This is a genomic window from Psychrobacter sp. UBA3480 (assembly GCF_002377945.1).
In the GTDB taxonomy this organism is placed as follows: Bacteria; Pseudomonadota; Gammaproteobacteria; order Pseudomonadales; family Moraxellaceae; genus Psychrobacter.
Genome location: NZ_DFQV01000026.1, coordinates 1 through 11,338 on the forward strand (window position 1 = coordinate 1; position 11,338 = coordinate 11,338).

Annotated in this window: 6 protein-coding genes; 4 read left to right on the forward strand and 2 right to left on the reverse strand. The window is 43.8% G+C overall.

Features of this window, described 5'->3' with window-relative positions; genetic code table 11:
• Nucleotides 1-55: 55 nt before the first annotated feature.
• The 3 genes from B2863_RS10800 (at nt 56) to B2863_RS10810 (ending at nt 7,929) form a co-directional block, all read left to right on the forward strand.
• Nucleotides 56-742, forward strand: a complete 687-nt coding sequence (locus tag B2863_RS10800) for a response regulator transcription factor (RefSeq protein WP_296210356.1) — start codon at nt 56-58, stop codon at nt 740-742.
• A gap of 14 nt (nt 743-756) precedes the next feature.
• Nucleotides 757-2,394 carry a sensor histidine kinase gene (locus B2863_RS10805; protein WP_296210359.1) on the forward strand — a complete coding sequence of 546 codons (1,638 nt, stop codon included), beginning with the start codon at nt 757-759 and terminating at the stop codon, nt 2,392-2,394.
• Nucleotides 2,395-2,823: 429 nt separating this feature from the next.
• The gene (locus B2863_RS10810) at nt 2,824-7,929 is read left to right on the forward strand and encodes a YadA-like family protein (RefSeq protein ID WP_296210361.1); all 5,106 of its coding nucleotides are present in this window, start codon (nt 2,824-2,826) and stop codon (nt 7,927-7,929) included.
• A 169-nt stretch (nt 7,930-8,098) separates the two neighbouring features.
• Here the strand turns inward: B2863_RS10810 and B2863_RS10815 are convergent, their stop codons facing one another.
• A complete protein-coding gene (locus B2863_RS10815; protein WP_296210365.1) occupies nt 8,099-9,277 on the reverse strand; it encodes an acyl-CoA dehydrogenase family protein in 1,179 nt (392 codons plus the stop codon).
• A gap of 349 nt (nt 9,278-9,626) precedes the next feature.
• The gene (gene maiA, locus B2863_RS10820; RefSeq protein ID WP_296210553.1) at nt 9,627-10,277 is read right to left on the reverse strand and encodes a maleylacetoacetate isomerase; all 651 of its coding nucleotides are present in this window, start codon (nt 10,275-10,277) and stop codon (nt 9,627-9,629) included.
• 162 nt (nt 10,278-10,439) lie between these two features.
• Between maiA and B2863_RS10825 the strand changes: the two genes are divergently transcribed.
• Nucleotides 10,440-11,297: an IclR family transcriptional regulator gene (locus tag B2863_RS10825; RefSeq protein WP_296210368.1), complete on the forward strand. Its 858-nt coding sequence runs from the start codon at nt 10,440-10,442 to the stop codon at nt 11,295-11,297.
• Nucleotides 11,298-11,338 lie beyond the last annotated feature (41 nt).

Sequence of the window (11,338 nt, forward strand, 5' to 3'; positions counted from 1 at the left end):
CATGATTACTATAGATTGAGTAAATAGAAATAAATAAAAATTAAAGGAGAGAAGCATGCCAAATATCCTGATAGGCGATGACGACGAAGAGTTGACTCAGTTATTGCAAGAGTACTTGGACAATCACGGCATTCGCTGTGACTGCGTGCATGATGGTGCAGCAGTCATACAACGACTCAAAGCAGTAGCACACGAAGATACGGTCTATGATTTACTCGTACTCGATATTATGATGCCGAAACTAGATGGGTTAAGTGTGCTGCGCCAATTACCAAATATTATCGACATTCCAGTCATTATGCTGACAGCGAAAGGGGAGGAGATTGATCGTATTATTGGTCTAGAGCTTGGTGCCGATGACTATATCACCAAACCTTGTAACCCTCGAGAGCTGCTAGCGCGTGTCAATGCAGTGATTAAACGTACCAATATGACCGCATCAGAGCATACTCCGTTGCCAGAAAGTCGTTTGCATCTCGATCAAAACCAACGTGCCTGTCAGATAGATGGGGTAACGCTACAAGTCACTGGTACAGAGTTTGATCTGCTCGTGGCTCTGCTCAAGCAAAAAGGGGAGGTGGTAAGTAAAGCATGGCTGTCAGAAAATGTCTTGCAGCGTGAGTTGCAGCCATTTGACCGTAGCCTTGATGTACACGTATCTCGCTTACGCAAAAAACTTCAACCTTTCCACGATGAGCCAATAAAAGCGGTGCGTGGTAAAGGTTATCAATTGGTGCTGTAATGACGGACATATCGATGAAAGCTTCTGAGCAGACCCTCAAAAAATCACTTAAGTTTAAGGTGCGCATTACTCTGTTTTGGCGTTTGTTCCTGAGCCTATTATTGACGATTTTAATCACCTCTGTATTGTCCATCGTGGTAGAGCGCTGGTTGGCTGAAAAAGAGCTGACCTCTCGTATGGATGTGCAAATCGATAGCCTGTTGATAAAGCGTGAAGAGATGGTCGCGTCACTACGGGCTGGTGATGTAGAGTCTGTCAGGCAGATGTATCGTCAAGACCGACAGCTGATGAATCAAATCAGAGTTTATGATGAGCAAGGCGCTATTATATTCCCGCGTTACCGTGACAAAGACGATCGGGCGCAAGGACAACTGCAAAGTGGTCGGCAGCTAATGGATCGTGCGATACAACCGGTGCGACCGGTGTCGCCTAGACCACCTAGAGTAGAGAATAACGTTTATGGTGTAGAAGGTCGTAATGCTGACAATAGACTGCGTGAACACGACAATGAGATACCAAAAGATGAGCTTTCTTTTTGGCAAAAATTCTTAAAGCCGAGAACGGCAAGTAGTGCAGCAGTAGCTGATATCGATACTCGTCCTGAATTGGCCGATATGTCTGTTGAATTACCTGATGGTCAGTCAATCATCGTACAGTTGCGTCCGCATTTGCGTTTTTCAGACGTGGTAGAGATACAGCACGGTAATTTCCCAATACGTTTGCTATTGATCGTTATCTTTAGTGTATTGGTCTGCATATGGCTCAGTCGTACGTTAACCCAGCGAATTGGCCGTGTACAAAATACCGTACACCGTATGATTGATGGTAATTATCAAGCCAACCCAGAACTGTCCAAGATGGGCGATGATGAGTTGGGGCTATTAGCCAAGGACGTTGCCCATCTCTCGACCAGACTCGTCGATAGTGAGCTGGCACGTAAGCAGATGCTTAGTGATATCTCACATGAGCTGCGTTCGCCACTTGCTCGTCTGGATGTCGCGACTGAGCTGACTCGAGACTTTGCGCCCAATGCCAATCGTTATCTGGACCGTATCGATAAAGAATCTACACGAATGAATGAGCTGATTGAGCAAATCATTCATATTCAATCCCTACAAATGCAGCAATATACCGTCGATAATTTGGAAAGTGAGGCAGTCGACATATCTGACATTATTAGTAATATCGGAGAGGATGTCTGCTTTGAGTTTCAACATAAAGACGTGCATTGGCAATGGCAACTGCCTGTAGCCTCAGCGTTAGATAGTTTGGAAGGATTTTGGACAGTTCAAGGTAATGCAGAGCAGTTGTATAGCGCGCTTGAAAATGTCATTCGCAATGCTTTTATGCACACGGCAGCGGGTTCGACAGTGATTGCGGAAATCAAAGCAATACAAATGGACAATAAGGCACCAGCTGTTCAAATTAATATAACAGACGAAGGTGGCGGTGTCGCAGACAAAGACTTAGAACGTATTTTTCATCCCTTTGTGCGGCTCGATACTGCTCGGCATCGTGATACTGGCGGCTATGGTCTTGGATTGGCCATTGTTCATGCTGTAGTTATGGCGCATAAAGGATATATCAATGCTCATAACCGACAAGATGGTATTCAAGGGTTGGTGGTTCAAATAGTGCTACCTAGCAGATAAAAAGATAAATAATGTAGAAACAATTTATGTAACCAATATGCGCTTATCCTGTATTTGTAATGTGTATAAGCGCATATTTAGTAGTAGATAAAAGCTGACTCTTTTTAAAACCGACGTAATTTATTACAAATAGGCAAAAATTAAAAGCAATTATATTCGTTTATATGAATATAACTGACGAACGGTATCAAAACACGGATGAACGGCATTGTCTCTCTGTATATATTCGGTAATACTAATATATACAGAGAGTGATAAAGATTATACAAAACAGAACGTCTTATTCCTTAAAGACTATTACAACTATTATTTGAACAAGGTCTCATTATTATAAGCTTATAACCCGTTTTATTTTGTCACATCGTCTCTCTGACATGGATTTTATCTCTGATTTTTTAAATCTGACAAGTCTGTAAGGGAGTACGCATCATGAACCGCATCTATAAAGTCATCTGGAATGAAGCCCTAAGTTGTTTTACCGCCGTTGGTGAATACGCGAAGGGACGTGGCAAATCTTCCAAATCTAGCGTTAGCTCTAACGCTACCATTAACACAACGGCTAACCTATCTGTTATCCATACGTTACGTCTGAGTACTATAGCGCTTGGGCTACTAGCGGCTGGCTTCGGCATGCAGGCGAATGCATTGGGTACTTACTTTGCTGGAGACGACCCAACACCTAGAATACATACCAATTCATTCTTTCATCAAACACTAACGGTGCAGGGTGGAGAGACGGTCATTGGCGATCCCAATACCAAAAATATCAGTGTGACTGCCAATAGGCGTGATAAAGCGCTAACGATAAAGCTCGATGAAAATGTCGACTTAGGGACTGATGGCAGTCTCAAAACGGGCGATACTTTAGTTGATAATTCAGGCATTAAGATTACAGCCATAAATCCAGCCAATAGTGTCACTTTGAGCAATAGTGGCCTAAACAATGGTAATAACAAAATCACCAATGTAGCCAATGGTGCTGTGATGGCAGGGAGTAAAGATGCAGTTAATGGCTCGCAACTTCATAGCTTAGCCAGTACGGTTGCGGCTAACAAAACCAAGTACTACAGTGTAAACAGCAGCGCCACAGGGTTGTTAAGTAACGAAAACAATGATGGTGCAACAGGCTACAATGCGATGGCTATGGGGGGCAATGCCAGTGCATCTGGTAGCCAAACGATAGCCATTGGTAGTGGCGAGAGTGGTCAGCACACGACTGCATCAGGAGAACAATCCATCGCTATTGGTGCAAATGTTGTCTCAAAAGGTAGCTCTTCTATTGCTATCGGTGGTGACGATTTGAATGCTGCATCCGAAGCAAACACCGATGGCACAGCTAATGTTGGCCAAAACAGTGGTAGTGTTAATACGGTGTTTAGATCTTACACTGGTCGAGATCTTGTTGAACCAACACAGTATGATAGGAATACTGAAGCTGCAGGTGCAGCCTCCATAGCTATTGGCTCAAAGGCGCTATCTACAGGAGACTTGTCTACCGCTATTGGCGTGCAATCTAGTACAGCAGGTATTGCAGCTTCCGCCTTTGGTATTGGTGCATCAGCGAGCAAGGATGGTTCTGTCTCTCTAGGTGCCGGCGCTCAATCTAATACTCAAGATGGCGTGGCGCTAGGATCACAATCTGTAGCTAACGTTGCAGGTGGTGCGCTTGGGTTTGCTCCATCAAGTGCTAGTGTCATAGACAAAGCAGCTATTACAGCAACTAATAGTACAGGTCTTGGTGCAGTTTCTGTTGGTAGCTCTACTAATGGTACTCGCCAAATTGTAAATGTCGCAGCAGGTACTCAAGACAGTGATGCAGTAAACGTATCTCAATTAAAAGCGTTAGATACTATCGTTGCTGGCATTGACTTCCCTATCCGCTCTAGCAGTACACAGCCATACACCACATCAGTAACAGGTACTGACGCTCTTGCCGTTGGCTCGAATGCCAATGCAAAAGGTAATAATGCAACCGCTGTTGGAGAGAGCGCATTTGCAAACGCAAATGCAACCGTCATCGGTGAAGGCGCAAGATCTTCGTTCAATGGTTTTGCTGGTGGTCAGGAGGCCAAAGCGGGTGTTAATTCAGTGGCGATAGGTCAAAGAGCCACAAACGGAACTGCAAGTCGTGCGGTTGCGATAGGATACGAAGCAAAAGCGACTGCTCAAGACACCATTGCACTTGGTCTTGATGCACGAGCTGAAGCGTTAGGTAGTGTTGCACTAGGTAAGGGTTCTAGAGCAAATGCACTAAACAGTGTCGCTTTAGGTCAAAACTCTATTGCAGCTGTACAAAGCGGCGCATCTTTCTTAACCAACGTCGCTGCTGATGCCAATAACGGCACCGTCTCAGTAGGCGCTGTTGCAAGCGAACGTCGTATCATTAACGTTGCAGGTGGTTCAGCAGATACGGATGCAGTGAACGTATCTCAGCTAAAAGTGGTTACAGAAACAGCCAATAGAGGCTGGGATATCAGCGCACAAGGTGATAGTGCTACCGCAAGTACGGTAGAACCTGGCGAATCAGTTGACTTCAATAGTAAAAACAGCAATATCACTGTCTCCAAAACAGCTAATAACAATGATGTCTCGTTCGAACTCAACAACAACTTAGACCTAGGTAATAACGGTAGTGTAAGAATGGGTTCGAGCTTTCCATTTGGTTTTGGTGATACAACAACACTTGATCGCTCAGGTCTAACAACAGGTAACTCATACCTTAGTACAACTGTAGATGGTTTAGGTGTTAGAACCGGTAATGCACTGGCTAGTACATCAGTTAATGGCTTAGGAGTATTTGTGAATGGCCCACTAGGTATTCCTAGTACTGTTCTAACCATGGATGGTTTAACAATTATCGGTGGTCCAAGCGTAACAAGGTCTGGTGGTATCAATGCTGCCAACAAAAAGATTATCAATGTTGATAACGGTGAAGACCCAAATGATGCTGTCAATGTCAGTCAGCTCAATAGTGCCTCCGCTGCCGCTAAAACAGAGGTCGCCGCAGGTACTAACGTGGCTGACGTTGTGAAGTCTACAGGTGGTAACGGTCAAGATGTTTATACTGTTAATGCAGATGGCGTTACTGCTTCAGCAGGATCTGCAGCTGTCACAGTCACAGCAGGTGAAAAAGATGATACAACTAACACCACCGATTACGCTGTTGACTTAAGTGCCGATAGTAAAGCTAGTCTAGTTAAAGCAGACAGTGCTATGCAGACCATTATTGCTCAAATAGATGGCGTTGATGTTAAAACGCTTAACCAAACGGACAATACGGCTAACTTCCTAACGGGAGATAACATTGTTCTTAGTGCCGAGGATGGTGGCATTAAAGTTGCTACAAAAGAAGATGTCACTTTTACTAGTGCTAGCTTTGCTGATAGTACAGTTCGTGTGAATAGTGAAGGTCTTGATAATGGTGGCAATAAAATCGTTAATGTAGATGATGGTCAGGGAGATACAGATGCCGTCAATGTTAGACAATTAAATGCAACCAACAATACAGTGGACCTAGGACTGAACTTCACAGGAGATGATACAAATGTTGTCGTCAATCGCAAGTTGGGTCAAACGTTGACACTCCAAGGAGGCGCGACAGAGTTAACTGAGAACAATATCGGTGTGATCGCTGATGAAAAGGGCAATCTAAATGTTAGATTGGCTGAAGATGTCATGCTTGGTAAAAACGGTAGCGTGAGAATGGAAAGCACGGTACTTAACAATGCAGGCGTCACCATCACTGATGGTCCTAATCAGACCATTACGTTAAGCAACGAAGGTCTTGATAATGGTAATAATAGAATTATCAAAGTTGATAAGGGAATTGCCCCAACCGATGCCGTAAACTTTGCACAGCTCACTATGACTAATGATGAAATCGCTAAAGGCATCAAAATTGGTGACGGCAATAGTGCTAATGATCAGCAATTTGCATTAGGCGATACCATCAATGTCACAGGAGATAACAATCTGACTACTGTCGCTTCTGCGACTGGCGTCCAAGTGAAACTGAATAATCAGTTAGACCTTGGAAATGATGGCAGTATACAGATAGGCAATAGCATCATGAGTGATGCAGGCTTTACCTTCGTTGGAAATGGCGTGAATAGAATGGTTTCGCAGGTCTCATTGAGTAGCCGTGGTCTAGATAATGGAGGCAACACCATTCGCAACGTTGGGGAAGGTGTGCTAAATACGGATGCTGTCAATGTTGGGCAGTTAAAAGATGTCGCCATTGCCTTGGATCAAGGTTGGGGCATCACCGCTCAAGGTGATATCGCTACGATGGTAAAACAAGGAGATGCTGTCGACCTCAGTAGTAAAGACGGTAATATCAAGGTATCTAGGAAATCAGTGAGTAATGTGGCTGCTTTCGATAGTAGTCCATCACTACAAGCTGCAGCCATACCTACCAATGCTAATGATATTAGCTTTGATCTGAACCCAGATATTACTTTGAATAGCGTAACCACTGGTAGTACGGTTATGAATGACAATGGACTGACCATTGCAGGTGGCCCAAGCATCACAAAAATTGGTATTGATGCTGCTAATACCAAAATTACCAACGTTCAAAATGGAGAAGTTTCGGCGACAAGTCAGGACGCTATAAATGGTGGTCAGCTTTATGCCCAAGGAGCTGGTATCAGTAGTATTATCGGTGGTGACACTGTTTACAATGCCGAAGATGGTACTTTTACCAACGGTGACATTGGTGGAACGGGTGAAAGTAATATCGATGGTGCGATCGCTTCTATCAGACAAGGCACGATTGAAATTAGTGAAAATGTGCAAATTAACACAGAGAGCATTACTACTAATACAACCAATATCGCGACCAATACGACAAATATTGCTACGAATACCAGCAATATCACGACCAATACCACGAATATCAAAACCAATACGGATAAGCTAGATGCTGGACTCAATTTTGGCGCAGACAGTGGTGCCAATATCAATAAACCAATTGGCGATGAGAGTGTCCTCAGTTTCACTGGTGGCAATAACATCACTACCACAGCAGATGGCAGTAGTATTAAGTTTGATCTAAACGGTAATATCAGCGTTGATAGTGTCACAGTTGGGACAACGATTATCAATAGTGAGGGCATCAGTATGCAAGATGGGCCAAGTATGACATCTCAAGGTCTATATGCTGGTAACCAACGCATGACTGGTGTCGCCGATGGGGTCGAAGCAACAGACGCCGTCAATTATAGTCAGCTTAGCGCGCTTGATAGTCGACTCAATAACAATATGAGCGATCTTGGCTACAAAATCGACGAAGTAGAAGACGATGCAAATGCAGGTATCTCAGCTGCGATGGCAATGTCGGCAATGCCTCAGGCCTATATCGCAGGTAAGTCATTGATCGGTGGCGGTGTCGGTACCTATAATGGAGAGAGCGCTGTAGCAATTGGTTTCTCTAAGTTATCTAATGACGGTCGCTGGGTCATCAAGGTAAATGGTACAGCAGATACTCAAGGCAACGTAGGCGGTGCAGTGGGTGCAGGTTTCCATTTTGACTAAAGCCTTTCAGCTGTAGTTATCGATAGACTATAAAAAAGTAAGACATTGGATGTCTTGCTTTTTTACGGCTTAAAGATAAACAATTAAAGTAATAAAGCTATCGATAAATAAAAATAAGCGCTTGTAAGTTGTATCTTACAAGCGCTTATTATTTATAATTAAGACTCTGTTATATTCTGAACATTGCGCCATTCGGTGTCAGTCCAACATAGGCCATACCTGCTTGATTCATCCAGTGAGGTTGAATGATGCCATGCTGCAAAATCGCATGAATATCTCTATGTGCCCTTTCTATCTTATGTTTTTTATATAAGGAAGCCGTGCCTGCGACTGCGTAAATTTCAGATACCATCTCGCGAGCTTCTCTTGCGGCTTCACAAGACGCTGCCCATACATCTGCAAGCTGTATATCAGTAAAGATGTTCTGCTGCTGTGCTTCTTTCCATAGTATCTCGACACTATAATGCAGTTGGGCGCGTTTCGATGCCAGTATTGTTTTACTCTTAGCAATGGTAGCTTGTACCGTTGCACGGTCGCGTAGATCTGGACTCTTACCAGGTGTTACTCTCTCAAGGCACATATCAACCAAATCATCCATAGCGGATTTTAATACGCCTAGTGCCATAGCGGCACAGCCAGCAGCATTGATACAACCGATAGGCAGACGACTGTAGGCAGTATCGACAGCCACAGGACTATCGAAGTCAACTGCATAAGCCTCTTTGACAAAAGCGTCTTTAACAACGATATCGTGGCTACCTGTGCCATTTAGGCCGCCCACATCCCATGTATCAATGATTTTTACGTCTTTCTTTGGAATAAAAAACAGCTTTAAATTTGCACCTGGGCCAAGGGTTGTAGGAGAGCCTTCGGAGATAACGAGGCAACGTAACACAAACCAGTCAGCCAATTGGCATCCAGAGACGAGTGTCCATTGTCCTGATACCATGTAGCCATTATCTACTGTTTGGGCCACGCCTTCAGGCCGTGCGGAATTGGCATAAACATGAGAGGGGTCGCTGTATACCTCTTTAATGCTGGATTCATCCAAAAATCGACCGAATGTACAGGCCAAATGGTTGTTCCAAACGATCCAAGCAACAGAGGCCTCAGCACTGGCCAACGTCTCATAAGTTTTTAGCGTTTCTATTGGGTTTCCTGCCCATCCTCCTAACGATTTAGGTAAGCCCATTCTAAACAATGCAAATTCTGAAAGTTTATTGACTACCACGGGTGCAATTTTTCTAGCGCTTTCTGTTTCATCTCTAAACATGATTGCTGATGCATAAATCTTGTTTGCTGCATCCGATGGTAGGGTGGTTATCTCTGCTGAGGATATATCATTCATATTGTTCAACCTTATTGTGATGAATAAGACAGTACTTTTTTCTACAGCTAATAAAGTACAAATTTGAGCGATGACAAATGCTTATATAAAGAATAACCAACAGCTGCCCACCATACAACCGTTAATATGAATATATTAAAAATTATATTGTAAAAATTGAATAAATAATAATCAATGAGGCTAAATTCAGCGATTAAGCTAGAAGTTAAGCTGCGAAAATAGGTAGGGGTAAAGAATAGCGAAGAATAAAGCTCGACCAAATACTAAGTGTTAATTCTAAGTCACTTAATATTTGGCTGAGAAGATAAATATTCTATAAAGATAGGTATCCTATAAAAACTGTCTCAAATTAGGCATCACGTTTCGGTGCATCAGGCTGCATCATAGGATCCGCCTCTGCAAAGGCTTTTAGCGTACGGCAATGAGTATCAATGGCGACGATATTGGGATAAGCGCTCAAATCTACTTTGAAGCGGCGAGCAGAAGAGACTTGCGGAATCAAATAACAATCTGCGAGAGTAGGACTGTCCCCATAGCAGAACTGTCCGCGATTGTTATCCGCCGCCAAACGTGTCTCTAAAGCGGCAAAACCTTCACTGATCCAGCGATTGCACCATGCAATCACATCTTCCTCGTTTACTGACAACTCATTGCGTAGGTACTGTAAGATGCGGCGATTATTAATTGGGTGGATGTCGCAACCAATCATGGCGCTCAGCGCGCGTACGTGCATACGCCCAGCAGCATCGTTAGGCAATAATGGATGCTCAGGGTAGACCTCTTCTAACCACTCCAAGATAGCTGGACTTTGGTATAATAGTAAATCGTCAGTTTGTAGGACAGGCACCAATCCTTGTGGATTAATTGCTTTGAAGGCAGACTCTAACTGTTCATCCTGTGCCAGATTGATCGTGATATCATTGTAATCTAAGCCTTTTAGATTCATAGCGATACGAGTACGGTAAGACGTGCTACTACGAAAGTAGCCATAAAGTGTCATCATGATTTATGTCCTTATATTGATGTGTTTTTAAAAGAATAAATACTATGAAGTAGGGGCTGTATCTCACTGGTATTTGATCGAGCAAGTCATTATTGAACAAACCATTAACAAGCAGACCGTCATTAGAAAATAACCAAGCACACCAGAATCGAGCAAATCATGCCAGCAGACAAAACCCTTGTAGACAGTTCTATCACCAGTAAAAACCAAAGTGGCGTCCAGTCGCTTGAGATTGGGCTGTCGATACTCGATGTGCTGCTCGACCGCAATGAGCCTATGATGCTAAAGGATATCGCTGAAGCCATGCAAATGCATCCAGCAAAATCCCATCGTTACTTGGTCAGTCTCATCCGTAAAAACTACGCGCGTAAGCTTGATGATGGGCGCTATGGGCTTGGCGATAGAGTCAATGCATTGGCATCACTAGGACATACTGGACTCAACCAAAACAATCTTTTGGCACGTCTCACGCAAGTGGCTAATGAAATCAAAGACACCTTAAATTGCGGTGTGCAAATTGCCAAATGGTTTAGCGAAGGCCCTATTATTATTCAGTCCGTTGAGCCAGACAGTCCGATTAGTATCATTACTCGCATTGGCTCACGTATGCCTCTGACGACATCGGCCACAGGGCAGTTATTTGCCAGTTATCAACCTGATGCCGTCATTCAGCCATTGGTCACAGCTGAATGGCATACGAGTAATACCGCCGCAGATATGGCCGAGAAGTGGCAGCACTTTACCCAGCTACAGGCCAAGATTCGTACTCAAGGCTATGCGACAGTGACGGGCGATATGCTCATGGGTATTAACGCCATTACGATTCCTGTAATATTGCCACAGCTTGCCAGTAGCGCTGTTAACCCACCCACGAGTAGTGATAAAATTGTTAACGAAGCGCTACCGCTAGAATATGCTATCACTATCATTGGAACAACAGAGCAATTGCCTATGAGTGAGCAACATAATGTGGTTAAGCAAATACTGGCGATAGCACAGCGTTATCAAATTGCCTAGCCAGTATGTGGTGCTATAAGCTAGGGCGTGCCTTCAATTCA

Bases quoted from the DNA above. Each gene is read 5' to 3' on its own strand.
- B2863_RS10805 (WP_296210359.1), top strand. From the start codon at position 757: ATGAAAGCTTCTGAGCAGACCCTCAAAAAATCACTTAAGTTTAAGGTG.
- B2863_RS10825 (WP_296210368.1), top strand. From the start codon at position 10,440: ATGCCAGCAGACAAAACCCTTGTAGACAGTTCTATCACCAGTAAAAAC.
- maiA (WP_296210553.1), bottom strand. From the start codon at position 10,277: ATGACACTTTATGGCTACTTTCGTAGTAGCACGTCTTACCGTACTCGT.
- B2863_RS10800 (WP_296210356.1), top strand. From the start codon at position 56: ATGCCAAATATCCTGATAGGCGATGACGACGAAGAGTTGACTCAGTTA.
- B2863_RS10810 (WP_296210361.1), top strand. From the start codon at position 2,824: ATGAACCGCATCTATAAAGTCATCTGGAATGAAGCCCTAAGTTGTTTT.
- B2863_RS10815 (WP_296210365.1), bottom strand. From the start codon at position 9,277: ATGAATGATATATCCTCAGCAGAGATAACCACCCTACCATCGGATGCA.